We start from the raw sequence: 26,285 nt of genomic DNA, 5'->3' as shown, positions 1-26,285 counted from the left end.
TCTGTTTATTATTAGGAAGATTCTTTAGTTTACCTTGATGGGAAATATCATGTCTGAATTAACAAAAACTCTATTAAATATCCGCAGCCTTCGTGCGTTCTCACGTGAATTAACTCTTGAGCAACTTGAAGAAGCGCTAGACAAGCTGACTATTGTTGTACAAGAGCGTCAAGAGTCTGAAGCTGAAGAACGTGCTGCTAAAGCAGAGCAAGAAGCTAAGCTTTCTGCTATTGCTGAACAAATTGCAAAAGACGGAATTGATGTTGCCGATCTTATTGCTGCACTTTCTGGTGAAGCAAAATCTAAAACAACAAAAGCTAAACGCGCTCCTCGCCCAGCGAAATACAAATACGTAGACGCAAACGGCGACGAGAAGACTTGGACAGGTCAAGGCCGTACGCCTTCAGCTATCCAAGAACAGCTAGATGCTGGTAAATCTCTAGAAGAGTTTGCTATCTAAACATTTAGTTTACTTAGTGAGTAATCAATTACACGCTAAGCAATAGAATTAATATTTAAGTCGACCAAAGTATTATTTACGACTTCAATATATTCAGAAACAAAAAAGGCTCCTTTCGGAGCCTTTTTTATATTTGTACTATCAGTATTAGAAATCAACTGATACTGATAGTACTACTGATTAAAGAAAGTAACTTATCTTTCCCAGTACGCTTCTTCTAGGCTATCTTCTCTTTCAGGAAGGCCACGAGATAAACGTGGAGAGTGTTGAACCAACACTTCATAGCTAGCGCGGTTAGAATATTTACAAACTTGTGAAAACGAAGAGTACGTCAAGAATGAATGTTGGTGCTTACTTGAGTTTGGCACGTTTTCTTTGTGGTACTTATTAGCAGCCATATCATGTAATAAAGCTGATAACGCAGCATCACCTGCACCGTTAGTATTTTTGATCTTTTCTGGACCACCCATGTATGGCGCAATGTGCGAATACACTTTAGTTGGGTTTTCACATAAATCTTTATGCGCAGGACGGCTAAATTCAAAACGGTTGAATTCAGCAATTGAACCTGGAAGTAAAGGCAGTGACGTTTCACGCTTAGCTGCATCTTCTGTATAACCAGCCATAAATAGGCCAACAGGTCCCGCAGTACATAGAACAAGGTCTACCCACTCTAACGCTTTATCTGATGCTGCAAGCGGATCGCTTTCACCCGTTAATGCTTCAGCTTCGTCTTCATTCATTGCAACAACCGTTACGTGTTGCTCAAGGAAATCTTTCCAGAATTCTGGATCATCTTGAATAACGAACTTAGTACCTAGTGTAAGAACGACTGGCACATCGTATTTCTTCGCGTATTCGATCGCTTTCATTGTTGCTTCAGGCATAGGGTCGCCTGGCTTACAACGAACTAAATAAGCCGTTAATACTAAAGCAGAAGCACTTTTGAAGATTTTTTCAGGAATGCTTTCTGGTTTTAATTGGTTCATTTGTCCTTCGCTAATTGCGAAAGTACGTTCACCGTCTTCTGTAATTAATGCAAAGCAGCGACCAATTGCGCCATCTACCCCTTGTAAATGGTTCAGATCCATTCTGCTTGATGTATTACATAAATAGCGGTAACCGTAACTACCAATCTTAATATCTTGGCTCATTACACCAAGCAGAGTTGAACGGTCATCCGCTAGCACTGAATAGTTGTGTAATGTGTTACCAATTGTGCCACCAGCGTATTCATTGGTAATCAGGCACTGCTCTTTTAATTCTTGATATAAAGATTCAGCGGCTGCGTCGCCAATAACCAGTGAATGTCCCTTGCTCAAACCATACTTCTCAATAAGTTCAGAACTCACCTTTGCTTCAATATCCACCAATGTTTGGTCAATACCGATAATATGAGTACGTGACATTCTTTTACTGCTTTGAGCTTGGCTCACTAGAGGATCACGAGCGTGAACCGGAAAGTAGTGCTTTGATTTACGTTGTCCAGGGAATTTCATAGGGCTAGTCTAAGTCAAGGGGAAATAGGTGGCGGATTCTACCGCGCTATATTTAACGCGGCAATCTTTCAAACTATAGCAAACGTTTGCTGAAGGTTTTTTTTATTCGCCTTCCATAAAGCTTAAATCAGGCAGCATGCCCAAATGCTCTGCGTAACGTTTTTGATTAAACTCCGCGCCGTTTTTCATAACGTCAAACACTTCAATTGCCAGTGCACATGCCATAGCCGCAATTGCTTCTTCACGTGGAGTGCCAGTCATCATTAAACGCATCAACGTCTCTTTCACTTTCACTGGTTCGCCATCTTCAAGCTGGTTCTCGATAATCTCAATCAGCTCTTCTTCTTGCATAAATTCGTTTTGTTCAGACATTTTTTTATCTCAGGTCTTGGATTTCGAGCGACTATGCCACATATACTTCTGACATCCTAGCGACTCACCTCGCTCTCATGCGATTCTCTAACAAAGTCAGCACACTATTTGTGCAAATGAAACTGTGATTCCGGTCTCGGATCTGTCACGGCGTTTCTCTTTCTGTTAGAATCTGCGACCAAGTAATAGTAACGGTGTTTAGACATGTCAGATATCAGCTCTGGAAACAGCGAAAAGAAAGTAATTGTCGGTATGTCCGGCGGTGTAGATTCGTCAGTATCGGCGTATCTTCTTCAGCAACAAGGCTATCAGGTAGAAGGCCTTTTCATGAAAAACTGGGAAGAAGACGATAACGAAGAATACTGCACGGCAGCTGAAGATCTTGCTGATGCTCAAGCGGTATGTGACAAACTAGGTATCCACCTTCACACTATCAACTTTGCTGCAGAATACTGGGACAACGTATTCGAATACTTCCTTGAAGAGTACAAAGCAGGTCGTACACCGAACCCAGATATTCTTTGTAACAAAGAAATCAAATTCAAAGCATTCTTAGAGTTTGCGGATGAAGTGCTAGACGCAGACTACATTGCGATGGGTCACTACGTTCGTCGTACTTTCCCAACTCAAGAAGAGCTTGATGCTGGCGTAAAACCAGAAATGCTACGCGGTCTAGACAGCAACAAAGACCAAAGCTATTTCCTATACACGCTAAGCTCAGATCAAGTGGCACGCAGCCTATTCCCTGTCGGTGAATTAGAGAAGCCAGAAGTGCGACGTATTGCTGAAGAGCAAGACTTGATCACAGCTAAGAAGAAAGATTCAACAGGCATCTGCTTTATCGGTGAGCGCAAGTTCACTGAGTTCCTAGGCAAATACCTACCAGCACAACCGGGTAACATCGAAACACCTGAAGGCCAAGTGATTGGTCAACACCAAGGTTTGATGTACCACACGCTAGGTCAGCGTAAAGGCCTTCATATTGGCGGCACTAAAGGTGGCGGCGGTAACGAAGAGCCATGGTTTGTTGGTGAAAAAGATCTGAAGCGTAATGTTCTGATCGCAGTACAAGGTAAAGATCACCCTCTTCTAAAATCAGGAGGTTTGATCGCTTCTCAGCTTCACTGGGTAAATCGCACACCAATTACTGAAGTTATGACATGCACGGTAAAAACACGTTACCGTCAAACCGATATTCCTTGTACAATCATCCCAATTGATGATGAGAACATTAAGGTTATTTTTGATGAGCCACAGATTGCTGTGACCCCTGGTCAATCGGCAGTGTTCTACCTAGACGACGTTTGTCTTGGTGGCGGTATCATCGAAAAGCGCATCTAATTAAATCGACGAACAACAAACGATAGAAGACAACTAGGAGTTACTACGTGGCTAATACACTTTATGACCGTACTATTGCTTTCGCCGGAATTTGCCAAGCTGTGGCTTTGGTTCAACAAGTAGCGAAAGACGGCCATTGTGATAAAGATGCCTTCGAAGCTTCACTCAATGCTATTTTGAATACCAACCCGGCGAACACCGTGGGCGTATTTGGACGTGAAGCGAACCTAAAGCTTGGCCTTGAGTGCTTAGTAAAAGGTATCGATAGTACTCCAGCTGGTAGCGATATTACGCGCTACATCATCAGCTTGATGGCTCTTGAGCGTAAGCTATCTTCTCGTAACGACTCTATGTCTCAGCTTGGCGATCGCATTCAAACTGCAGAGCGCCAAACTGAACATTTTGATCTGTTTGACGAGCAAATGATCAGCAACCTAGCGAGCATCTACCTTGATGTTGTGAGCCCTATTGGCCCACGTATTCAGGTTTCTGGTACGCCAGCGGTACTTCAACAGACATCGAGCCAGCACAAGGTTCGTGCACTCCTTCTGTCAGGAATTCGAAGCGCTGTTCTTTGGCGCCAGGTTGGTGGTAAACGCCGCCATCTTATCTTCGGTCGCAAGAAGATGATCGAGCAGGCTCAAATCCTACTAGCTCGAATGTAATTTATTAGCTCGCGCCTCGTCGCGAGCTTGTTTTTTGTATCAACACAACTCTCACGCAAACGATTGCGCAATGTGCGTGACAATTGAGATTGTTACTGGTATAAACCTCTCAAAATTTAGAAAACTCAATTCAGGAGAACACCATGGAACTGTCAGCATTGACTGCTGTTTCACCAGTAGACGGCCGTTACGGAAGTAAGACTATTGCATTACGCAGCATCTTTAGTGAGTTTGGACTACTAAAGTACCGCTCTATCGTTGAAATTCGTTGGTTACAAAAGCTTGCAGCAACTGATGCAATCAAAGAAGTACCAGCGTTCAGTGCAGAAGCTAACCAGTTTCTTGATGAACTAGCCGCTAACTTCAGCGAAGAAGACGCTCTGCGTATCAAAGAGATTGAGCGCACGACAAACCACGACGTTAAAGCGGTTGAATACTTCTTGAAAGAGAAAGTTGCTGGCGTTCCTGAGCTTCACGCAGTTAACGAATTCATTCACTTTGCATGTACTTCTGAAGACATCAACAACACATCTCACGCGCTGATGCTTAAAGAAGCTCGTGACACAGTGATTCTTCCAGAAATTCGTAACGTAATCGATGCTATCAAAGCTCTTGCGAACGAGTACCGTGATATTCCTCTTCTTTCTCGTACACACGGTCAGCCAGCTTCTCCTTCTACTATGGGTAAAGAGATGGCTAACGTTGCGTACCGTATGGAACGTCAATTCAAGCAAATCGAAAGCGTTGAGATCCTAGCGAAAATCAACGGTGCTGTAGGTAACTACAACGCTCACCTTTCTGCATACCCTGAAGTTGAATGGCACCAGTTCTCTGAAGAGTTCATCACTGAATCTCTTGGCGTAACTTGGAACCCTTACACAACTCAAATCGAACCTCACGATTACATCGCAGAGCTATTCGACGCAGTTGCTCGTTTCAACACGATTCTTCTAGACTTCGACCGTGACGTTTGGGGCTATATCGCTCTTGGTCACTTCAAGCAGAAGACTATTGCTGGCGAAATCGGTTCTTCTACAATGCCGCATAAAGTTAACCCAATTGACTTCGAAAACTCTGAAGGCAACCTTGGTCTAGCTAACGCAGTATTTAGCCACCTTGCACAAAAACTTCCAGTTTCTCGCTGGCAACGTGACCTAACTGACTCTACGGTTCTTCGTAACCTAGGTGTTGGTGTTGGCTACGCAATCATTGCATACACTTCAACTCTGAAAGGTATTAGCAAGCTAGAAGTTAACCGTGAAGCGCTACTTGCTGAACTGGACAAAAACTGGGAAGTACTGGCTGAACCAGTACAAACAGTAATGCGTCGTTACGGTATCGAGAAGCCATACGAGAAGCTTAAAGAGCTAACTCGTGGTAAGCGTGTAGATGGCGAAGGCATGCGTGCATTCATCGACGGTCTTGAAATCCCTGCAGACGAGAAAGTTCGCCTGAAAGAGATGACACCAGCGAACTACATCGGTCAAGCAATCGAGCTGACTGACAAGCTGTAAGATTCGAACAAACGAATAAACAAAGGCTTCCCACGTGGAAGCCTTTTTGTTGTGTAGAACAAATGTTTCGAACAGTAGTCCCTAAATAAAACAACAGCCGTCAATCAAACCTGACTTCTCCAACTAGCCTACCGCATTCAAATACTGCAAACCGCATTAGACAGACACCCGTTCCTTTTCTTAAGCAGCAAGTACAAAAAAGGCTCCCCGAAGGAAGCCTATAGAATACATATTGCCGCTTAACGACAGCAGCTTGTATTAGAGATTACATGTTACGTAGAGAAGCAATACGCTTATCTAGCGGCGGGTGGCTCATTAGAAGCTCAGTTAGAGACTTCTTACCGTTGATACCAAACGCCATCATAGAACCTTCTAGTTGTGGCTCGTGGCTCACCTTTAGACGCTCTAGCGCTGCAATCATCTTCTCTTTACCTACCAAGTGCGCTGCACCTGCATCAGCATGGAACTCACGATGGCGGCTGTACCACATCGTAATGAAGCTCGCTAGGAAACCAAATACCAGTTCCAGCACCATAGACACACCGAAGTACACCATCATGTTGCTGCCACCCTCTTCTTCGTTGTCATTCGACGCAACAATGTTGGCGATGAAACGAGATAGGAAGATAACGAACGTGTTCACAACACCTTGCATTAGGGTCATAGTCACCATGTCACCATTCGCGATGTGGCTAACTTCGTGAGCTAATACCGCTTCAGCTTCGTCACGCGTCATACTGTGCAGAAGACCCGTTGATACTGCGACCAATGAATCATCACGCTTAGCGCCCGTTGCAAATGCATTGATGTCTGGCGAATCGTAGATCGCCACTGTTGGCATACCAATACCAACTTGTTGAGATTGACGGCTTACCGTCTCCATCAACCAATGTTCTGTTTCGTTACGTGGGCTTTCAATGACCATGCCGCCTACAGAGCGTAGCGCCATTTTCTTCGACATCATTAATGAAATGAATGAGCCGCCAAAACCAAATACCGCAGCCATCACCAATAAGCCTGAGAGGCTACCGGGTTGCATACCTGTAACTGCGTATACAATATTAAGAACAACACTTAGTACCAATACAACCGCTAGGTTGGTTGCAAGGAACAACATTACTCGCTTCATTACTTATCTCCGCATGAAAGCTGTTTTTATAAAACTTATTGTTATAGACAAGGCAGACAGCAATAGATTCCAACCTTGAGACTTATACTTACTTATACATATAGTCTTAGATTAAGAAAACAAGGTTAAGCATTAAATTGCAACATTTGATTACGAGACCATATCCGAATTAAATCCACTCTATTAGACCTAAGTCGTATGGTGTCGATATAACAATCCGTTTACAGTGACTTCAGATGATTTATTGGCTAGTCCATGTACAAAAAGGGAAGGATCATGGTTGAAGGTACTAACACTCAAATGGCTATCGATTTACTGTGCTGTCACCTAGGGATTACTGAAGAAGAAGCAAAAAAGCAGATTGGAATCCTAACACCGCAAACGGCACAGACAAAAATCACAGAAACTCAGCAAGCTTTAATGGGACTGACGAAAGAACATTAATTCTAAGCTTGTTTATTAAAAGACCGGTTGTTTATCAACTCAAGGTCTAAAGGCTTAAATAGCAAAAGGGCTGCAATCGCAGCCCTTTTCTTATTTAGTACATAGCGTGATAATTAAAGCGCAAGCAAAGGCTGCACATCAATGTACTTACCAATGTTCTTAGACTTCGCTTTTGGTACGTAAGGAATTTCACCTAACTTTGGCGCACCTAGCTTATCTTCAAGCATCGCAATAATATCTGCGTAGTGCTCAGTACCTGGATTGATACGGTTTGCGACCCAACCTATTAGGTTTAGGCCATCAGCACGAATCGCTTCTGCCGTTAATAGAGCGTGGCTCAAACAACCAAGCTTAATACCCACAGTCAGTACCACTGGAAGCTGCTCTTTTTTAACCCAGCTAGACAGATATTCATCATCTGAAACCGGTACACGCCAACCACCAGCACCTTCAACTAACACGATGTCAGAGTTTTGCTTATGCTCTTCCAGCTTTGCAGATAATACGGCTTCATCAATCACCACACCGTCATGCTTCGCAGCGATGTGAGGCGATGACGGTAACAATAGTGCATACGGGTTTACGTCTTCGTAAGCAATATCTTGCGTCGCCGCTTCTTGAAGATGCAGAGCATCACTATTACGTAAACCTTCAGGGTATTTCTCACACCCTGCAGCAACTGGCTTATAACCAATTGTCGATAAATCTTGTGCGGCCAAAGCTTGAAGAATCGCTTTTGAAACCACAGTTTTTCCCACTTCGGTATCCGTACCTGCAATAAATAATGCATCAATCATAATTGAATAACCCCTAAACAAACTTGATATGTTGCTGGCAAGAAACCTTGATGGTTTTTAAACTCTCGATATTCCCGTTCAACAAGCTGCAACATGCTGCGACTTGTTAAACCCTGTGAGCGACCACTTACGTGATTAGCGCCGATGCCTTTAAGGTCGCGCATCAGTTCAAACGCAGTGTCGTACCAAACGGTGATGGTGGGCAAGTCTAGTTGATGAACCGTACAGCTAGATTGCGCTAACGCAATTTTTACCTGATTGATTGTAATAAAATGGTTAACGTGTTGATGTGCGTCAATTTTGGACCATGACTTTTTCAACTCAAACAGTGACCCATCAAGCAAAGTTGAGAAAATAACACGCCCACCAACCGCTGTAACACGCTTCATCTCTCTCAAAGGCGACGACAAATCGTCACACCATTGCAACGCAAGGCTAGAGAAAACGATGTCAAAACAACCGTCTTCAAACGGCAATTGTTCGGCATCGGCTTGTTGATATAAAGAGACAGATGCACCACACCGCTTCTCTGCTGTTGCTAGCATTCCAACAGAAAGATCAGCGCAAACCACTTCGGCGCCTCGTTTTACAAGTTGCTCTGAGAAATAGCCAGTACCACAACCTAGATCCAGCACCTTAAAGCCTGACAGATCTCTGGGTAGTTTATCCAGTAAGCGGTGGCCAACATCGCGCTGAAATTCAGCGTGTTTGTCATAGGTTGTTGCTGCTTTACCAAAGGCTTCGGCAATCGCACTCTTATCTTGGCCAACGTAATTATGCACTACTGCTTCTTGTGACATTTACTGAGCCTCTTTATTTGATTCAAAGCTTGGATGGATACCAGATTTAATGCCTGAGTCGATGTTTCGTTCAATGGCTTGATGCAACGACCTGGTTAATTGGAAAACCTGTTTTTGGCTATGGTTAGCTGTTAACGTGATTCGTAATCGAGCAGTTCCAGCAGGTATGGTTGGCGGCCTTATTGCGGTCACCCAAACTTGGTTTTGCTTTAACTCTCCAGCTATAGATAATGCCGCCTGAGCTTCACCTATCACAAATGGCTTAATCGGAGTCTGAGTATCCACAAAGCCTTTCAAGCCGCTCACCTGCTCTGTATAAAGAGCCCCTAACTCCGCCAGCTTTTCTCGGCGCCACTCTTGAGTTTGAATCATCTGACAGGCATGAGACAAAGCCACCGCTTGTGAAGGTGGCATTGCCGTCGAGTACACATGATGACGAGCAAACTGAGTTAAATAGTCACCGACTTCTGACGAACATAAAACAGCAGCGCCAGACAGGCCAAATGCTTTACCAAAAGTGACGACTAGAATATCGGGCGTTATTTGCGCCGCGTTGCAGCTCCCTGCCCCTTGCTCACCTAGCACTCCGATACCATGAGCATCATCAACCGCCAACCAACTGTCGAATTGATGAGTCAGGTTAGATATCTGACTGAGAGGCGCTTGGTCGCCGTCCATGCTGAACACACCTTCAGTCACGACCAAGGATTGTGGAGATCGGCTTAATAGCGACTCTAGATGCTGCGTGTCGTTATGCTTAAAGCGTTTCATGGTTGCAGGAGAAAGCATCCCCGCTTCAATTAAAGAGGCGTGATTAAGCTTGTCTTGCAGCAGAGAGTCGTCTTTTTCGAGCAGAGAAAACAACAAGGCTTGGTTCGCACTGAAACCAGAACTAAAGAGAATCGCACGTTCAAAGCCCAACCATTCACACAGCTGAGCTTCTAAATTTCGATGAGAAGAACTAAAACCCGTGACCAATGGCGATGCAGCACTGCCAGCACCATAAAGGGAAAGCCCAGCTTGCCACGCCTCCACCAATTCAGGGTCGTTCGCCAAGCCTAGGTAATCATTACTCGAAAAATTAATAAAGCGAGAACCTTCACAATTAAGCAAAGGGCCATTACTGTTTTCGAGCACTTTAAGTTGACGAGTTAGCCCCTGTTCACGGCGTTGAACAAGGGCATCTTTAATACGGGATTTAAACAGTGGCATCGTAGAACATGTCGTCTTTCGTTGGGCGAGCAGCAACGCGCTCCACCACTTGATCTAACAGTTCGTTTTCTTGAATTTCATCAGGCTTCTGAGCCACTTGTTGGCTGTTGATACCTAACTTCTTAAACAGCTGCATGTCCATGTCTTCATCTGGGTTTGGCGTAGTCAGTAGCTTACAACCGTAGAAGATAGAGTTTGCGCCAGCCATGAAACACATCGCCTGCATCTGTTCATTCATATTCTCGCGGCCTGCAGATAGACGAACCGCAGACATTGGCATCATGATACGAGCAATCGCAATCAACTTAATGAAGTCAAAAGATTCAACATCATCGACGTTTTCCATCGGTGTGCCTTTCACTTTTACGAGCATGTTGATTGGCACACTCTCAGGGTGTACCGGAAGGTTCGCTAACTCTACCAGCAGGCCTGCACGGTCATTGGTACTTTCGCCCATACCAATAATGCCACCAGAGCAGATCTTCATACCGGCATCACGCACGTGAGATAGCGTATCTAAACGGTCTTGGTAAGTACGAGTGGTGATGATGCTACCGTAGAACTCAGGAGATGTATCAAGGTTATGGTTGTAGTAATCCAAACCTGCATCCGCTAGCTCGCCGGCTTGATCTGGGGTTAACATGCCCAGTGTCATACAAGTTTCTAGGCCCATGCCTTTCACACCTTTGATCATATCAGTCAGGTGAGGCATATCGCGTTCTTTCGGGTTCTTCCACGCCGCGCCCATACAGAAACGAGTCGAGCCCGCGTTCTTGGCTTTTTGCGCCGCATCCAAAACACGCTCTACTTCCATTAGGCGTTCTTTGTCGACATCCGTTCGGTAGTGAGCGCTTTGAGGGCAGTACTTACAGTCTTCAGGACAAGCACCGGTCTTAATCGATAGAAGCGTACTCACCTGCACGTGGTTGTGCTCTTGGTACTGTCTATGAACCACTTGAGCTTCAAACATTAAATCCATAAACGGTTTTTCAAGCAGCGCTGTTACTTCAGCAACTGTCCAGTCATGACGAACTTCCACGTGTCGATCCTTTTTTATTATTTGATGTTTCATCTCTATCAATAGAGATTGCATTTATGCTTGGCTAGTCTACCGACAAGCTTTAGACTGTCAACACATTGATAATATCAAAAGTTTACATCTGGTTATTTTTTAATCACACCAAGAATGGAAGTTACTATGGATCTCGCCTTTGATCGCCAGCATATCTGGCATCCCTACACATCAACGTTAACACCTCTGACCTGCTATCCAGTCACCAACGCAGACGGTGTTTACCTAGAATTAGAAGGCGGAAAACGAATTATTGATGGTATGTCATCTTGGTGGTCAACCATCCACGGCTACAATCATCCAGAGCTAAATGCCGCCGCTCACAGTCAAATTGATAAGGTTTCACACGTTATGTTTGGTGGCATCACCCACCAACCCGCTATCGATTTATGTAAGAAGCTTTTGAATCTCGCACCAAGTAATCTTGAGCATGTATTTTTGGCCGATTCAGGTTCAGTAGCCGTAGAAGTGAGCCTCAAAATGGCACTGCAATATTGGCACGCTAAAGGACAACCTCGTTCAAAGTTCCTCACACTAAGAGATGGCTACCACGGTGATACCTTTGCGGCGATGTCAGTGACCGACCCTGACAACTCAATGCACAGCCTCTACAAAGGCTTTTTGCCTGAACACATTTTTGCAGATTCACCTAAAACAGGCTTTTGGGAACAATGGGACGCGAACGACATCAACAGCTTTCGAGAAAAGCTGGCAGCACACCATCAAGAAGTCGCAGCGGTGATCTTAGAGCCAATAGTTCAAGGCGCTGGCGGCATGCGCATCTACCACCCTGAGTTCCTAAAACAGCTTCGCTTACTGTGTGATGAATTCAATGTATTGCTGATCTTGGATGAGATTGCGACCGGATTTGGCCGCACAGGGAAACTGTTCGCTTGTGAGCATGCCGATGTTCAACCGGACATCTTATGCGTAGGCAAGGCTTTAACTGGTGGCTACATGACATTGTCAGCGACGCTGGCGAGCAAAGAAGTTGCTGACACAGTATGTGGCGGTGAAGCGGGTTGTTTTATGCACGGTCCAACCTTTATGGGTAACCCATTAGCTTGCGCAGTCGGTGCGGCAAGTTTATCCATCATCGAGCAAGGCCATTGGAAAAACCAGACTCAGCAGATTGAACAGCTCTTTTCTGAGTTACTGCCACCGCTGCGAGAACATGAACTTGTTAAAGACGTGCGTTGGTTGGGCGCTATTGGCGTCGTTGAAACCCACACACCTGTCGATATGGAAACCATCCAAGCGCACTTTGTAGAGCAAGGCGTTTGGATCCGTCCATTTGGTAAGCTAATTTATATGATGCCTCCATTTATCAGCGAACCTGCGCATATCGAGAAACTTGTTTCAGCCATTGATAAAGCTCTACAACAATCAGCTTGCTTCAAGTCAAATTGATATAAATAAAGCCAAATAGAAATTCTGAAAATTTATAAGCATATAAGCCGAAACGCCGCCTTTAGAGTGCTAAAGGTGGCTACTCACAAGGCAAATAATCAGACAGCCAATAAAAACATCTCAATCTGATATTTTATCTATGATTCCACCCTGAAGAATCTCACAAATAAATTTAATCCTCTCCATAAAAACAATTAGCAAAAGAGTGTTACCTATCGGGTCAATAGCCGCTTAAAATACAAGCCATTTTTTGTCGGATATTATGATGAGCTTCCTCATTCGATTTCATTCTAGAATCCAATCAGCTAATTCAATTCGACTGTACTTAGATAATAAATATTAACGAAAGCTTGTATCAACTTGGTAGAAACAGAGCTTTTCTGTTTTGTCGATCGAGCAAGGCAGCAAAGCAACCCGTAATCGCTGCGGAATTCACGTCAGTAAATAATTTAAAGTAAACATGAAATTAAACCAACTCAATGCACTTATCGTTGATGACTCATCGATCGTGCTATCAACCATCCGCAATATGTTGATTCATATCGGCTTTTCAGAGCGAATGATTTCAATTGCTAAATCCCCTCGCATCGCTATGACGATAACAAGCGAGACGACGTTTGATGTGATTATCTGTGACTACAACTTTGGTAACACCATCAATGGCAAGCAGCTGTTTGAAGAGCTTAAACAATCGAATAGGTTGAAAGACGATGGAATATTTATTCTAGTTACAGGTGAGAATTCCGCTTTATCGATCCGCCCTATTTTAGAGCTTCGACCAGATAACTATTTATTAAAACCATTCAATCGTGAAACCTTAAAACAACGTATTACAAGCTCTCTAAAAAAGAAGCTGGTGCTACAAAAAATCTACAAGGCCGAACGAGAAAATGACTATGAAGCCGGACTTGAGTTCTGCGAAGAGCTGATCGCCTTTCATTCTGAATATTTTACGACCATCCAGCAATTTCGCGGAAGCTTTTTGTCAAAGCTTAAGCTTTACGAAGAAGCAAAGAACGTATATGAGAAGGCGCTTTATGAAGGCAGTTTTGATTGGGCTCAAGCGGGTCTAGCAAATAGCCTTGCGAATTTAGGTCAGATCAATGAAGCACAACGGATGATCGAAAGCTTGATTGATTCAGCACCCACCAGCACCTTGTATCGAGATCAAGCAGCTCAAGTGAACCTTATCAGTAATAAAGTTCCTGCTGCGATTGCCCATTTTAAATTGGCAAGTGAACTCACACCGGGTAACTCAGAAAGGGAACTGGCAATCGCAAACCTGTGTCTCTCCGTGAATGATACCAAGGCGGCGTTGGCTCACTATCAGAACTATGTGCAGATCAATAGAGATACCTTTCGAGATAACCTCTATATGAAGCTCAATCATATTCGATTTTTGCTCTATTGCGCATCTGGTGAGAGCAACAATAAAGCGACACTCGATCAAGTAAACTATCTGATTTCGAAAATCCCTACAGAGGCAAGAGCAGGTCTTCAAACGGATTTAGCGCTTATCGCAGCACACATTGCAATGGAATCAAAACAGTACCAAAAAGCGGTCACTATTTTGACTGCGCTACATGACAGAAATAACTTTAATGCATTCCCGGTTATCTATCACCACACCTGGTTGTTAGACAGAATGAGTTGTGAGAATGAGTTTAAAGTCGCAGAGAGCCGCTGTGGCATGTTGATCATCAAAACGGCGAACGAAACCGTTGTTTCTAGCCAAATGACCATGTGTAGTGAGATGAAACGCCGTAACGCAGAAAAGATGGAATGGCTCAAACAGAGCAACATCAGTATTAAGAAGGCTTCGTCGGATTATAAGCAGGTATTGCTCGCTTATTTAGAGATTCACAAGCGATGCCCGATGATCAAAAACGTATGCATGAACATCGTCAAACTGCTCTCTGTTATTTGGCCTGACGCAATGGGCGCGAAACAGGTTTTAACGATTATTCAGAAGTGTGATGGCGTGGTCACTCAACTTTATACGCTTGATGAACTGACCCAAAACAATTATCAAAATTACTATCGAAAGGCGTTGCTAGCTTGTAAGCAAGCAGACGAAGCAACCAAAGCGAGTTTCTCTTTTATGTAGCTTCTCTTTATACAGCTTCTACTTGGGTAGTTCCAGATACAAAAAAGGCTTTGCCATTAAAGCAAAGCCTTTTAAATATTTTGGCAAGTCAGGTTAATCTAAATTTGGTTAACCTAAATTGGCATTAACCGATGTGCGTTACGCCGCCCATGTATGGCTGAAGTACTGCTGGGATAGCAATACGGCCGTCAGCTTCTTGGTTGTTCTCAAGGATAGCAACCATAGTACGACCAACAGCAAGACCAGAACCGTTTAGTGTGTGTACAAGTTCAGGTTTCTTCTCGCCTTTACGACGGAAACGAGCTTGCATACGACGCGCTTGGAAATCCCACATGTTTGAACAAGAAGAAATCTCACGGTAAGTCTCTTGTGCTGGAACCCATACTTCTAAGTCGTAAGTTTTCGCAGAACCGAAGCCCATGTCACCTGTACATAGAATCACTTTACGGTAAGGAAGCTCTAGAAGTTGAAGTACTTTCTCAGCGTGGCCAGTTAGCTCTTCAAGCGCTGCCATTGAGTCTTCTGGCTTAGTGATTTGTACTAATTCAACTTTGTCGAATTGGTGCATACGGATAAGGCCACGAGTGTCACGACCGTAAGAACCTGCTTCAGAACGGAAACATGGCGTGTGAGCTGTCATCTTAAGTGGCAGTTCAGCTTCATCAGTTATCGTGTCACGAACCATGTTCGTTACCGGTACTTCCGCAGTAGGGATAAGCGATAGAGTCTTAAGAGGTACGTCACTTACTTGCTCAGTCAGTGGGCTTGTGTGGAACAAGTCTTCGCCGAACTTAGGAAGTTGACCAGTACCGTAAAGGCTATCGTGGTTCACTAGGTACGGTACGTACATTTCTGTGTAGCCGTGCTCATCAGTATGAAGGTCCAGCATGAACTGAGCAATAGCACGGTGTAAACGTGCAAATTTGCCTTTCATCACGATGAAACGAGAACCAGAGATTTTAACTGCGCTAGCAAAATCAAGACCGCCAGACATTTCGCCAAGATCTACGTGATCTTTCACTTCAAAGTCGTAAGTCTTAGGTTGACCCCAACGAGAAACTTCTACGTTATCGTCTTCATCTTTACCATCTGGCACTTCTGCATCAGGTAGGTTAGGAATAGACATTGTGATCGTTTCTAGCTCAGATTGAAGATCAGCCAATGCTACTTTAGCTTGGTCTAGTTCTGCGCCTAAGTTGCCTACTTCTGCAAGGATACGCTCAGCTTCTTCATGGTCGCCTTTTGCTTTCGCTTGACCAATGGACTTCGATCGAGAGTTACGTAACGCTTGTAGCTCTTCAGTTTTCATCTGAAGGGACTTACGTTTTTCTTCAAGTTCACGAATTGTCTCTACATCAAGGGTGAAGCCTCGACGTGCTAATTTTGCCGCTGTTTCATCCAGCTCAGCTCGAAGTAATTTAGAATCCAGCATTGCTAATCCTATGCTTTAGTTATTTGAATATTCAGTAGTTTGCTACTGAATCACTGCTAAACCCCTAAAACTGGTGCTATTTCGACCAATTTATAACGATTTAATTGAAATTTTATGACTAGGTAACGATATCCAAAAAAGACTACTTTTCATAGCGTTTTTGTGGGCTTTTTGCGTCCAAATCCGCCAGATAATCTAGCTTCTCGCCAATTTTGGTCTCTAAGCCTCGTTTTGTTGGGAAATAGTATTGCTTCTCTCCCATTTCAGGAGGCAGATACTTTTCACCCGCCGCGTAGGCTCCTGGTTCGTCATGAGCATAACGGTATTCTTGCCCATAGCCCATGTCCTTCATCAAAGTTGTCGGTGCATTTCGCAAATGATGCGGGACTTCATATTCAGGAAGGTTGTGTGCATCCGTTAACGCTTGCTTCCACGCGGTGTAAACGGCGTTACTCTTTGGTGCACACGCAAGATAAACAACCGCCTGTGCAATAGCGCGCTCGCCTTCGGCTGGGCCAATGCGAGTGAAGCAGTCCCAAGCGGACATTGCAACCTGCATTGCTCTTGGGTCAGCGTTGCCAATATCTTCAGAAGCAATCGCCAGCAAACGTCTTACGATATACAAAGGATCACAACCCGCAGCAATCATTCGTGCTGACCAGTACAAGGCCGCATCAGGGTTTGAGCCACGAATTGACTTATGAACCGCCGATATTAGGTCGTACCAAATATCACCCTTGTTATCGAAACGAGCGACTTTCTCACCAGCCACTTCAGCCAACAACTGCAAGGTTATCGCTTTCTCGCCTTTATCGTTGTCTTCTGCCATGTCATACAGCAGTTCAAGGTAGTTAAGCGACATACGCGCGTCGCCGTTAACCAGTTCTGCAAGGCGATCTAAAACATTATCAGCAAAATCAGCAGGCACATCACCTAACCCACGTTGCTTATCTTCAATCGCTTGGCGAATGACGAGAGAAATATCATCTGTGTTCAGGGACATCAGTTTGTAGACACGCGCACGTGACAACAAAGCGTTGTTCAGTTCAAAAGATGGGTTTTCTGTCGTCGCACCAATAAAGGTCACGGTGCCATCTTCGATATGAGGCAGAAAAGCATCTTGCTGACTTTTGTTAAAGCGATGGACTTCGTCCACAAACAGAATGGTTCTGCGCCCTGCTTGCTTGTTCTCGCGCGCTTTTTCAATTGCAATACGAATGTCTTTTACGCCCGAGGTTACCGCCGATACGCGTTCCACTTCAGCATTCGCATAGTTTGCTGCTACTTCGGCTAACGTCGTTTTACCGGTGCCCGGAGGCCCCCACAAAATCATCGAGTGGATATGGCCCGCTTCCAACGCTCTTCGAAGTGGTTTACCTGGGCCTAATATATGCTGCTGACCGATGTACTGTTCGACAGTTTCCGGTCTCATACGAGCAGCAAGGGGACGAAAATCTTCGTCCCCCGCAAAATCTAAGCTGTAATTACTCAATTGCAATCTCTTGATTCGTTGATGGCATTAATGCCTATCGACGTACTACCAAACGATCTGCTTGTTTAGATCAGTTTCTTTGGTCGTCGACCTCGACACCTTCCGGTGCCACAAAAGTAAAGCGGTCTGCTGCAGGTTTACCCAAGTCAACATTGCTAAAGGTAAACTCACCTTTTTGACCGTCTTGTTCAATCACATTAAAGCCCTGAACAATGCCCTTTTCGGTGATATTAATCTGGAAGTCGCCCTGATTAGAATCGACAGCAGTTGGCGTTAGCGTGAATTGGTTACCCGTTTGCGCCACATTATAGTTATCCCAATCACTTTCTTGGTTACGTGTAAGCAGGACAAAAGGTGTTTGTGATGTCGCTTGCTCTTGCCAGTAAATGCTCACTTGCTCAATGAACGGGCTGTAGTACCACAAGCTTTGGCCGTCAGATACCAACAAGTTTTCATCAGGAAACGTGGTCTCCCAGCGGAACAAGCTTGGGCGTGCAATCTCTACCGTGCCCTCACCTTCCATAACAACATCACCATCAGGGCTGGTCACGACTTGTTTAAAGTCAGCGCTAAAGCCTGCATTTAATGCTAAACGGCTACTCAACTCTTCTTTCGGAGAAGCAAACACTGAGAAGCTCATAAATAAAAGTGCGAATACTTTTTTCATCAATAATCCTGTTAGAACATAAGTCGGTCATATTTTCGATTTGACCGACTTAATGGGTATGAGTTCCTAGTGGAACTAATCTTTTGGTGGCGCTGGTGCTAAGACTTCTCGGTTACCGTTATGGCCTGGAGCACTTACGATACCTTGAGCTTCAAGTTGCTCGACAATACGTGCAGCACGGTTGTAGCCAATCTTGAATCGACGTTGTACGCCTGAGACTGAGCCACGACGCGAATGAACAACGTGTTCTACCACTTGATCAAACAGAGGATCGACCTCTTCATCACCTTCCATCTTCTCACCCGGAAGCAAGGTTTCTGGGGTTTGTTCGCCGTTGGTGATCTCATCAATATAGTTTGGCTTACCACGCGCTTTCCAGTTATTCACGACTGCGTGTACATCATCATCAGATGCAAAGGCACCGTGAACACGAGTTGTATGGCTAGAACCCGGTGGCAAGTAAAGCATATCACCCATCCCCAATAGTGATTCCGCACCACCTTGATCAAGGATAGTTCGTGAATCCGTTTTGGTTGATACGGTAAAGGCCACACGGGTTGGAATGTTCGCTTTGATAAGGCCGGTAATAACATCCACAGATGGACGCTGCGTCGCTAGAATCAAGTGAACACCCGCCGCACGTGCTTTTTGTGCCAAACGTGCAATCAGTTCTTCAACCTTCTTACCAACCACCATGATTAAGTCGGCAAATTCATCAACGATAACCACAATGTAAGGCAGCTTCTCAAGCAATGGCGCTTCTGGCTCCATGCTGTCGCCCGGCTTCCACAGTGGATCGTGAATTGGGTGACCCGCTTCCGCTGCCATCTTAAGCTTATCGTTGTAACCTTTAATGTTACGAACGCCTAATGCTGACATCAGCTTATAACGTCGTTCCATCTCGCCAACACACCAACGAAGGGCGTTCGACGCATCTTTCATGTCGGTTACCACTTCAGACAATAGATGAGGAATACCCTCATAAACCGATAGCTCAAGCATTTTCGGGTCAATCATGATGAAGCGAACATCTTCCGGTGATGCTTTGTAAAGCATACTCAGAATCATTACGTTCACACCTACCGACTTACCAGAACCGGTTGTACCCGCAACCAGAACGTGAGGCATTTTCGATAGATCAGCAATGACCGCTTCACCAGCGATGTCTTGTCCTAGAACCACTGTCGTTGGCGATTTCGCTTCTTGGAACTGAGGGCTAGCAACCACATCTGAGAAGAATACCGTTTGGCGACTCATGTTCGGCAGTTCTAAGCCAACATAAGGTTTACCCGGAATCACTTCTACGACACGTACTGCCAAGGCAGATAGTGAACGCGCTAAGTCCATAGAAAGGCCAGAGATACGGCTTACTTTCACGCCCGGAGCCAGATCAAGTTCGAATCGAGTGATTACTGGGCCAGGGAAAATGTCGACAACGTCTGCTTTGATCTTGTAGTCCGCTAGCTTAGATTCAACAAGACGAGCAATTGCCTCTAGTGCATCACGGTCAATAAATGTTTCACGCTTTTCAGGGTGGAATAACAATTCAAGCGTGGGTAATGGCTCAGCAGGCTTCGGTAAATTAACATCTTGTTGAACCAAGAACGGGTTCTGCGCCGCTGCCATATTCGCTTGTGCTTCAGAGACAATGCTTTGGAATGCGGCGACATCTTGATCTTGATGCGCAGATTCTTCTTCCGTTACTTCTTCCCATGGAAGATCAACAGCTGGCTCTAGGCTTTGTGCTGTTGGCTGTTCAGGCTCTGAATGTTCTTCTTGATAAGAGAAAGGTTCAAACTGTTCTTCGGTTAATGCTGCGCCAGCTAACTCAGCTTCAGCCTGCTCGGTTTCAGCCTGCTGAGCTTCAGGAGCGAAAGTCTGTTCGTCAGCACGCTCTTCCGTTACATCAAATGGTGAAGCTTGTGCAGAGAAATCGTCTTCCACAGTTGCTTCTGGCTCACCCATTGGTGAAGTGTATAGAGATTCTGGCTGAACATCTTCAACATCGAATTCATTCGTTACTTCTGGCGAGCTATTGACCTCTGGTTCTGCACTTTCAAGAGCCGTATCAGTAGAGGTAACGTCTTGTTGCTCATTCTGCATGTATTGCTGATACGCGATTTGAGATTCATGCGCATCAACCTGTTCTTGCTCCGCAAGGTCATCTTCATACATAGCGGCGTTTTCTAGCTGCTCGATAGTGGCATTAAGCTGCTTCGAGCGCTCAATACCTTCTTCTAACGGTTCTTCTGGCGCTTGGTAAACAGGTGCTACAGGGATCGACTCAGGTGCAACTTGAGGTTGGCGCTGAACCTGAGGTTCTTCTTGTTCTGAAGCTTCTTGCTTCGCTGGCGCCTCAACAGGCATGTGAATATTGTAATGACGCTTCGGCGATGCAGCATTATCTCGCGCATTTATCGCTACGTCTGACGAATCATTGGTCGCAGAAAAGCTCATTGCAGGATCTAGTGGATCATGCTCTGTTGATTCCTTGTTGTCTTCTATAGCAGGAACATCGCGGTAAGTTGGCTCTTGATGCTGCTGATGACGTTCTTCGATTAAATCGCGGTCTGCTGATTCTCTTAATTGAGGCTCAAGCAGCTCTTGGTCTTGGCCTCGAGCCTTGTTAACAGCAGACGTGAAGAATTTGATGGCACATTCACCCAACCATTCCACAATGCTTAACCAAGAAATACCGGTCAATAGAGTAAAGCCAGCACCCCATAAGAAAAGAAGAACCAGCGTACTACCAAGAACATTCAACGTTGGAAGAGCAAGGCTTGTTAAAACGTCACCTACCACACCACCGGATGAGAAGTACCAGATATCGTCAAAGTTGATATCCGCTAGACCACAACTAGTCAAAATTAGGATAGTCAGACCAAGTAAGCGAGTGCCCCACAGCATGAAGTCGATCTGCTCGTCTTCATTACGTTTGCGGAATAATACCCACGCTGCAACCGTCACTAAGATAGGCAAAGGGTAAGCCAAAGAACCAAATACGAAGAAAAGCGTATCCGCCAACCAAGCACCTAGGTAGCCACCTGCATTTTGAATGTCACCACCCCACGCCGTTTGCGACCATGATGGGTCTGCAGGACTAAAAGTTAATAACGCAACGGCAAGTAGAATAGAGAAGAGAACACCGAGAATCAGACTGCACTCTTTGAGACGTTGAGAACCACTCAAACGAGGAGACTGAGGCTCTTCACTCGTTTTAATGATTGTTTCTACTTTATTACTGCTCTGCTTGAACATAAACCAACTTAATAATTAAACGGGATAAAAACATCTCGAGCGGCCAAAGCCGCTCGTTTCAATGAAACTACTGTTGATTTAACCATATCAAACAGAAAAACCCAATTCCAGAAAGCAAGAAAGCGGAACAAATGTCCGCTTTCTTTCATTTCACCAATTGTGACTAACGAGTTTTAATCACAAGTTGATTGGTTTGTTTCACTTCTTCCATTACTACGTAAGTTCGAGTGTCGTTTACGCCCGGTAGACGAAGTAACGTATCACCCAGTAGCTTACGGTAAGCACCCATATCAGATACACGTGTTTTTAGAAGATAGTCAAAATCACCCGACACTAAATGACACTCTTGGATGTCATCCAGTTTCTGCACAGCGGTGTTGAATTGTTCGAACACATCTGGCGCACCACGGTTCAACGTAATTTCAACAAACACTAAAAGTGAAGCATCAAGGTACTGTGGGTTCAGCAACGCTGTGTACCCAGTAATGTAACCTTGACGTTCTAAACGACGAACACGTTCAAGACATGGAGTTGGAGAAAGTCCTACTCGTTTTGAGAGTTCAACGTTTGAGATACGACCGTCTTTTTGCAACTCATTAAGAATGTTGCGGTCAATACGATCTAGTTCCTTGGACGGCTTCTTATAATTGTCTGCCATTTTTTATTCCACCTTATTACTTCCTTGCAAAAAAATATACTACAACTTTTTAATATTCAGTATCAAATTTTATCTGAACCTATCTATACTAGATATTAATTCGACAGAATTACCCTACACATAGATAAAACAACCAAAATAAAATGAGGAGTCAGGATGATCATTGGCGTACCTAAGGAAATCAAGAACCACGAATACCGCGTTGGTATGACCCCAGCTAGCGTGAGAGAACTAATCTCACACGGCCACCAAGTTTTTGTAGAAACCAATGCCGGTACTGGTATCGGTTTTTCAGACGATGATTACATCGCTGTAGGCGCATCCATTCTTCCTACTGCTGCTGACGTTTTCGCGAAAGCAGAGATGATTGTAAAGGTTAAAGAACCTCAAGCTGTCGAGCGAGCTATGCTTCGCGAAGGGCAAATATTATTTACCTATTTACACCTTGCACCAGATTTTCCACAAACTGAAGAGCTTATCAAGAGCAAAGCTGTCTGCGTAGCCTATGAGACTGTAACAGATAATATGGGTCGCTTGCCACTATTAGCACCAATGTCTGAAGTAGCTGGTCGCATGTCTATTCAAGCAGGTGCACAAACATTAGAGAAATCTAACGGTGGTTGTGGTCTTCTTCTTGGTGGCGTTCCAGGTGTTGAACCAGCAAAAGTTGTTGTTGTTGGTGGCGGTGTTGTAGGTGCTAACGCAGCACGTATGGCTGTAGGCCTTCGCGCTGATGTTACAATTCTTGACCGTAACGTAGATACACTGCGTCGTCTTGATGAAGAGTTCCAAGGTCGCGCAAAAGTGGTTTATTCTACTGAAGACGCTATTGAGAAGCATGTTCTAGAAGCAGACCTAGTGATTGGTGCTGTACTAATCCCTGGTGCAGCAGCGCCAAAACTGGTTACAAAAGAGCACATCGCTAAGATGAAACCAGGTTCAGCAGTTGTTGATGTTGCAATCGACCAAGGCGGTTGTTTCGAGACTTCTCACGCAACCACTCACGCAGACCCAACTTACATTGTTGATGACGTAGTTCACTACTGTGTTGCAAACATGCCTGGCGCTGTTGCTCGCACTTCAACTTACGCACTAAACAATGCAACACTTCCTTACATTGTTAAGCTAGCGAACAAGGGCTACCGCGAAGCACTTCTATCTGATGAAGGCTTCCTAGAAGGTCTAAACGTTATTCACGGTAAAGTAACTTGTAAAGAAGTTGCAGAGAGCTTTGACCTTGAATACGTAGACCCAGCAGAAGCAATCGCAATGTTTAACTAATGATGTAATGACTAACTGAACGCAATAATCTTCTCGTTGAAGCGTTCTGTTAACTCATACACATCAAACAAAAAGCCAGTACTACATTATGTCGCACTGGCTTTTTTGCATTTCTGACTTTATTTGTATTTATAACTTTCTTTTCCATTAATGGATTTAGGTCGTAAAAACACGTAACAGTACGGTTTACCACTAGCGCTCGATTTTAACCCCATGAATCAATAGATTTCTTGGCGTAATACTGCGTTCACAGAACTCTTCAATCGAAGCTTCATAACCTTGTTCTTGCAGATAGATAGCGCGATCTAAGGCTAGCCATATCTCTAATGGTCGTCTAAAGACTTGTTGAACCAAACTCAGCTTCTCCATTTCCCAGAAAAGCGCTTCGCCTTGAACAAAATAAGAGTCAAAATCAATATCTGAGCCCAGCGATAGCTCTTTCACTTCAGATGCCCAGCGGCAGAAGGATTCAAAACCCTCAGCTAACTCTGATTTTTTGATGCTCGGTACAGGAATGTATTCTTCAATATGAAGTTCAGCCTTAAGTAATTGGCTGAAGCCTAGGCGATAACTCATCTCTAGTTGGCGATGTCTCTTTACTCTTTCACCACCAGTCACGGTTTCTTGAAGCGGGATTCTTAAGTCGCTCTTACTTAACGTTAATGCTGATCTTTTCGCAACAGAAGACATCGGTTGATACGCTTCATCTCGAATAAGATGATAACAACAAGGGGAAATAGTGACCGCAGGTAGCCCATGTGACACTGACTTTTTAACTAGCTCAACATGAAGATCGCCACAAGCATGAAGGGCTACGGCATGTTGGCTTGAGTTAAACACTTCATCAGCGCTTTCAGAAAAAGCATCACCTTGAACAAAGTGCATCTCTAACTTCTGGTCATCCGCAATCTTTTGTCCGCTTTCGCACAGCGATTGTTGCCACTCGAAGCTGGTCACTTTTTGCTTCGATTGTTGAGATAAGATTCGACCAAGGAAGCCTTTGCCAGAACACCACTCCAGCCACTCTTTACCATGGTGGTGATCAAGTACCGCCTCTCCCATCGACACGATTTGTTGCAACTTTCTACCGGGAATACCATCGGCAGTACCACGAGGGAGGTGGAGCCCTACCAAAGCTGTATTATCAAACTGAATATTTTGATTCGCGAGCTCTAAATCAGGAAGGAAACGAATCAGTTCCTCGGCCAACAGCTCAGGGTTTTCTTTTAAAGTTTGAATGCTTTCAATGCTTAAGTCTTCTAACCAGTCAACAAGTGGACGATTGGCCTCTTGCCATGGTTGCTGTTGAGTTTGGCATAGGTGAAAAGGCTCTGAACGCCAATAAACTTGGTGCTCTAACAAAAATGAGTCGAGAATTGTAAATCGTGAATGCATGCTTCCCCCTATGGTGCGTGGATTGTAGGGGTAAGAGCTTCAAATGGAAAGGTTCGAGACAAAGAGAACTAAAAAACGCACGCCCAATAAAGCCGAAAACAAAACGGCCTGTAAATACAGGCCGAATAAGAGTCTAGCTTTAAATGAAGAGATTAACGAACAGGTAGTTCGATATCTTTAAACATCTCTTCGATCTCTTCATTAGACTTCAAAGAAATGGCTTGCTCAACTACTGGGCGAGTTAGGTGCGGCGCAAAACGCTCCATAAAATCAAACATGTAAGAACGCAGGAATGTGCCTTTTCTAAAGCCAATGCTTGTGGTGCTAGCACCAAATAGGTGACTCGCATCAATCGCAACCAAATCGGTATCTTGCTCGTGGTCAATCGCCATACTTGCGATGACACCCACACCAATGCCCATGCGAACATAGGTTTTGATGACGTCCGCATCGGTCGCGGTAAACACAACACGCGGTGTTAGGCCAACTTTATTGAACGCCGTATCAAGCTCAGAACGACCAGTGAAGCCAAATACATAAGTCACGAGAGAATAAGCCGCAAGATCTTCAATCGTGATATTTCGCTTCTGTGCCAGAGGGTGATCTTTGGTCACGACGATCGAACGGTTCCAGTGATAACAAGGCAGCATGATTGCATCTTGATAAAGGTGCAGCGCTTCCGTTGCAATCGCAAAATTCGCAGTACCTTTAGCGACGGCTTCTGACATTTGGCTTGGTGTGCCTTGGTGCATGTGAAGCGATACTTTTGGATAGCGCGCCGTGAAACCTTTAATCACATCAGGCAATGCATAACGAGCTTGGGTATGAGTCGTTGAAATATTCAATGTACCCATCTCTGGATGAGTGTGCTCACCCGCTACCGCTTTAATGCTTTCAACGCGCGCCAAAATCTCTTGAGAGATGCGAATGATATCCTCACCCGCTTGGGTAACCTGCGTTAAATGCTTGCCGCTACGCTCAAAAATCTGAATGCCTAGTTCGTCTTCAAGTAATCTAACTTGCTTACTAATGCCAGGCTGAGATGTGTACAAACTCTCTGCTGTAGCTGAAACATTTAGGTTATGGTTTACAACCTCAACAATGTACTTCAGTTGCTGTAACTTCATATCTAACCTCGTAATCCTTTACTCATTTCTGTGCTAACTTATTTGCAAAGAGAGCGTTATAGTCGCGTGTAATATAATTAATAGTTATAACGCTTCGAACACAAAAATGACAGGAAAATTGAGTTTTTCTAGCTTAACAAACAAAAACATCAC

22 protein-coding genes are annotated in these 26,285 nt (G+C 44.5%); 8 read left to right on the top strand and 14 right to left on the bottom strand.

Annotated features, from left to right (window positions below; all coding sequences use genetic code 11):
* Positions 1-49 precede the first annotated feature (49 nt).
* Positions 50-460 carry an H-NS family histone-like protein gene (locus tag HRQ85_RS16730; RefSeq protein ID WP_017060262.1) on the top strand — a complete coding sequence of 137 codons (411 nt, stop codon included), beginning with the start codon at positions 50-52 and terminating at the stop codon, positions 458-460.
* Positions 461-654: 194 nt separating this feature from the next.
* Here the strand turns inward: HRQ85_RS16730 and HRQ85_RS16725 are convergent, their stop codons facing one another.
* Both HRQ85_RS16725 and HRQ85_RS16720 read right to left on the bottom strand, forming a co-directional pair.
* Positions 655-1,959 (bottom strand): inosine/guanosine kinase, encoded by a 1,305-nt coding sequence (locus tag HRQ85_RS16725; RefSeq protein ID WP_017065317.1) that lies wholly within the window; start codon positions 1,957-1,959, stop codon positions 655-657.
* A gap of 102 nt (positions 1,960-2,061) precedes the next feature.
* Positions 2,062-2,331: a hypothetical protein gene (locus HRQ85_RS16720; RefSeq protein WP_010439986.1), complete on the bottom strand. Its 270-nt coding sequence runs from the start codon at positions 2,329-2,331 to the stop codon at positions 2,062-2,064.
* Between the two features lie 204 nt (positions 2,332-2,535).
* On the opposite strand from HRQ85_RS16720, the gene mnmA reads away from it, so the two are divergent.
* From mnmA to purB, 3 genes are all read left to right on the top strand, one after another.
* Positions 2,536-3,672, top strand: coding sequence for a tRNA 2-thiouridine(34) synthase MnmA (gene mnmA, locus HRQ85_RS16715; protein ID WP_172380167.1), 1,137 nt, complete (start codon positions 2,536-2,538; stop codon positions 3,670-3,672).
* Positions 3,673-3,719: 47 nt separating this feature from the next.
* Positions 3,720-4,337 (top strand): high frequency lysogenization protein HflD, encoded by a 618-nt coding sequence (gene hflD, locus HRQ85_RS16710; RefSeq protein WP_019822494.1) that lies wholly within the window; start codon positions 3,720-3,722, stop codon positions 4,335-4,337.
* A gap of 143 nt (positions 4,338-4,480) precedes the next feature.
* A complete protein-coding gene (gene purB / locus HRQ85_RS16705) occupies positions 4,481-5,851 on the top strand; it encodes an adenylosuccinate lyase (RefSeq protein WP_019822492.1) in 1,371 nt (456 codons plus the stop codon).
* Positions 5,852-6,116: 265 nt separating this feature from the next.
* Here the strand turns inward: purB and htpX are convergent, their stop codons facing one another.
* Positions 6,117-6,980, bottom strand: coding sequence for a protease HtpX (htpX, locus tag HRQ85_RS16700; protein WP_048617716.1), 864 nt, complete (start codon positions 6,978-6,980; stop codon positions 6,117-6,119).
* Between the two features lie 276 nt (positions 6,981-7,256).
* Here htpX and HRQ85_RS16695 point away from each other — a divergent pair, with 276 nt between their 5' ends.
* Complete coding sequence (locus tag HRQ85_RS16695) at positions 7,257-7,424, top strand: hypothetical protein (RefSeq protein WP_017078977.1); 168 nt, start codon at positions 7,257-7,259, stop codon at positions 7,422-7,424.
* Positions 7,425-7,537: 113 nt separating this feature from the next.
* Here the strand turns inward: HRQ85_RS16695 and bioD are convergent, their stop codons facing one another.
* Genes bioD through bioB form a run of 4 tightly spaced genes read right to left on the bottom strand, consistent with a single transcriptional unit; the run spans position 7,538 to position 11,272 of the window.
* The gene (gene bioD, locus HRQ85_RS16690; RefSeq protein ID WP_172380166.1) at positions 7,538-8,221 is read right to left on the bottom strand and encodes a dethiobiotin synthase; all 684 of its coding nucleotides are present in this window, start codon (positions 8,219-8,221) and stop codon (positions 7,538-7,540) included.
* A complete protein-coding gene (gene bioC / locus HRQ85_RS16685) occupies positions 8,218-9,021 on the bottom strand; it encodes a malonyl-ACP O-methyltransferase BioC (RefSeq protein WP_172380165.1) in 804 nt (267 codons plus the stop codon). Before bioC ends, bioD begins: the two co-directional genes overlap by 4 nt.
* Positions 9,022-10,233, bottom strand: a complete 1,212-nt coding sequence (bioF, locus tag HRQ85_RS16680; RefSeq protein WP_172380164.1) for an 8-amino-7-oxononanoate synthase — start codon at positions 10,231-10,233, stop codon at positions 9,022-9,024.
* Entirely contained in the window at positions 10,220-11,272 is a 1,053-nt protein-coding gene (gene bioB, locus HRQ85_RS16675) for a biotin synthase BioB (RefSeq protein WP_172380163.1), read from the bottom strand. Before bioB ends, bioF begins: the two co-directional genes overlap by 14 nt.
* 159 nt (positions 11,273-11,431) lie before the next feature.
* Here bioB and bioA point away from each other — a divergent pair, with 159 nt between their 5' ends.
* Positions 11,432-12,715 carry an adenosylmethionine--8-amino-7-oxononanoate transaminase gene (gene bioA / locus HRQ85_RS16670; RefSeq protein ID WP_172380162.1) on the top strand — a complete coding sequence of 428 codons (1,284 nt, stop codon included), beginning with the start codon at positions 11,432-11,434 and terminating at the stop codon, positions 12,713-12,715.
* A 460-nt stretch (positions 12,716-13,175) separates the two neighbouring features.
* Positions 13,176-14,822, top strand: coding sequence for a response regulator (locus HRQ85_RS16665; RefSeq protein WP_172380161.1), 1,647 nt, complete (start codon positions 13,176-13,178; stop codon positions 14,820-14,822).
* A gap of 124 nt (positions 14,823-14,946) precedes the next feature.
* Here HRQ85_RS16665 and serS read toward each other — a convergent pair whose 3' ends face one another.
* The 5 genes from serS to lrp form a co-directional block, all read right to left on the bottom strand.
* Positions 14,947-16,254, bottom strand: a complete 1,308-nt coding sequence (serS, locus tag HRQ85_RS16660; protein ID WP_010439959.1) for a serine--tRNA ligase — start codon at positions 16,252-16,254, stop codon at positions 14,947-14,949.
* Between the two features lie 142 nt (positions 16,255-16,396).
* Positions 16,397-17,752 carry a replication-associated recombination protein A gene (locus tag HRQ85_RS16655; RefSeq protein WP_253918870.1) on the bottom strand — a complete coding sequence of 452 codons (1,356 nt, stop codon included), beginning with the start codon at positions 17,750-17,752 and terminating at the stop codon, positions 16,397-16,399.
* 64 nt (positions 17,753-17,816) lie between these two features.
* On the bottom strand, positions 17,817-18,413 hold the full coding sequence (gene lolA / locus HRQ85_RS16650; RefSeq protein ID WP_017060248.1) for an outer membrane lipoprotein chaperone LolA: 597 nt from the start codon (positions 18,411-18,413) through the stop codon (positions 17,817-17,819).
* A 75-nt stretch (positions 18,414-18,488) separates the two neighbouring features.
* Positions 18,489-21,671 carry a DNA translocase FtsK 4TM domain-containing protein gene (locus tag HRQ85_RS16645; protein WP_172380159.1) on the bottom strand — a complete coding sequence of 1,061 codons (3,183 nt, stop codon included), beginning with the start codon at positions 21,669-21,671 and terminating at the stop codon, positions 18,489-18,491.
* A gap of 163 nt (positions 21,672-21,834) precedes the next feature.
* Complete coding sequence (gene lrp / locus HRQ85_RS16640; protein ID WP_004734558.1) at positions 21,835-22,329, bottom strand: leucine-responsive transcriptional regulator Lrp; 495 nt, start codon at positions 22,327-22,329, stop codon at positions 21,835-21,837.
* A gap of 156 nt (positions 22,330-22,485) precedes the next feature.
* Here lrp and ald point away from each other — a divergent pair, with 156 nt between their 5' ends.
* Positions 22,486-23,610, top strand: coding sequence for an alanine dehydrogenase (ald, locus tag HRQ85_RS16635; protein WP_017060246.1), 1,125 nt, complete (start codon positions 22,486-22,488; stop codon positions 23,608-23,610).
* Between the two features lie 192 nt (positions 23,611-23,802).
* Here ald and HRQ85_RS16630 read toward each other — a convergent pair whose 3' ends face one another.
* Together HRQ85_RS16630 and cysB are read right to left on the bottom strand one after the other, a co-directional pair.
* Entirely contained in the window at positions 23,803-25,005 is a 1,203-nt protein-coding gene (locus HRQ85_RS16630) for a methyltransferase (protein ID WP_172380158.1), read from the bottom strand.
* Positions 25,006-25,157: 152 nt separating this feature from the next.
* Complete coding sequence (gene cysB, locus HRQ85_RS16625; protein ID WP_017060244.1) at positions 25,158-26,132, bottom strand: HTH-type transcriptional regulator CysB; 975 nt, start codon at positions 26,130-26,132, stop codon at positions 25,158-25,160.
* Positions 26,133-26,285 lie beyond the last annotated feature (153 nt).

The organism is Vibrio sp. Vb339 (assembly GCF_902751245.1).
In the GTDB taxonomy this organism is placed as follows: Bacteria; Pseudomonadota; Gammaproteobacteria; order Enterobacterales; family Vibrionaceae; genus Vibrio; species Vibrio coralliirubri.
This window is presented reverse-complemented; position numbering and strand designations above follow the sequence as displayed.

Excerpts from the sequence above, each read along its gene's own strand:
- HRQ85_RS16730 (WP_017060262.1), top strand. The coding sequence starts at position 50 with ATGTCTGAATTAACAAAAACTCTATTAAATATCCGCAGCCTTCGTGCG.
- HRQ85_RS16725 (WP_017065317.1), bottom strand. The coding sequence starts at position 1,959 with ATGAAATTCCCTGGACAACGTAAATCAAAGCACTACTTTCCGGTTCAC.
- HRQ85_RS16720 (WP_010439986.1), bottom strand. The coding sequence starts at position 2,331 with ATGTCTGAACAAAACGAATTTATGCAAGAAGAAGAGCTGATTGAGATT.
- mnmA (WP_172380167.1), top strand. The coding sequence starts at position 2,536 with ATGTCAGATATCAGCTCTGGAAACAGCGAAAAGAAAGTAATTGTCGGT.
- purB (WP_019822492.1), top strand. The coding sequence starts at position 4,481 with ATGGAACTGTCAGCATTGACTGCTGTTTCACCAGTAGACGGCCGTTAC.
- htpX (WP_048617716.1), bottom strand. The coding sequence starts at position 6,980 with ATGAAGCGAGTAATGTTGTTCCTTGCAACCAACCTAGCGGTTGTATTG.
- HRQ85_RS16695 (WP_017078977.1), top strand. The coding sequence starts at position 7,257 with ATGGTTGAAGGTACTAACACTCAAATGGCTATCGATTTACTGTGCTGT.
- bioD (WP_172380166.1), bottom strand. The coding sequence starts at position 8,221 with ATGATTGATGCATTATTTATTGCAGGTACGGATACCGAAGTGGGAAAA.
- bioC (WP_172380165.1), bottom strand. The coding sequence starts at position 9,021 with ATGTCACAAGAAGCAGTAGTGCATAATTACGTTGGCCAAGATAAGAGT.
- bioF (WP_172380164.1), bottom strand. The coding sequence starts at position 10,233 with ATGCCACTGTTTAAATCCCGTATTAAAGATGCCCTTGTTCAACGCCGT.
- bioA (WP_172380162.1), top strand. The coding sequence starts at position 11,432 with ATGGATCTCGCCTTTGATCGCCAGCATATCTGGCATCCCTACACATCA.
- HRQ85_RS16665 (WP_172380161.1), top strand. The coding sequence starts at position 13,176 with ATGAAATTAAACCAACTCAATGCACTTATCGTTGATGACTCATCGATC.
- serS (WP_010439959.1), bottom strand. The coding sequence starts at position 16,254 with ATGCTGGATTCTAAATTACTTCGAGCTGAGCTGGATGAAACAGCGGCA.
- lolA (WP_017060248.1), bottom strand. The coding sequence starts at position 18,413 with ATGAAAAAAGTATTCGCACTTTTATTTATGAGCTTCTCAGTGTTTGCT.
- HRQ85_RS16645 (WP_172380159.1), bottom strand. The coding sequence starts at position 21,671 with ATGTTCAAGCAGAGCAGTAATAAAGTAGAAACAATCATTAAAACGAGT.
- lrp (WP_004734558.1), bottom strand. The coding sequence starts at position 22,329 with ATGGCAGACAATTATAAGAAGCCGTCCAAGGAACTAGATCGTATTGAC.
- ald (WP_017060246.1), top strand. The coding sequence starts at position 22,486 with ATGATCATTGGCGTACCTAAGGAAATCAAGAACCACGAATACCGCGTT.
- HRQ85_RS16630 (WP_172380158.1), bottom strand. The coding sequence starts at position 25,005 with ATGCATTCACGATTTACAATTCTCGACTCATTTTTGTTAGAGCACCAA.
- cysB (WP_017060244.1), bottom strand. The coding sequence starts at position 26,132 with ATGAAGTTACAGCAACTGAAGTACATTGTTGAGGTTGTAAACCATAAC.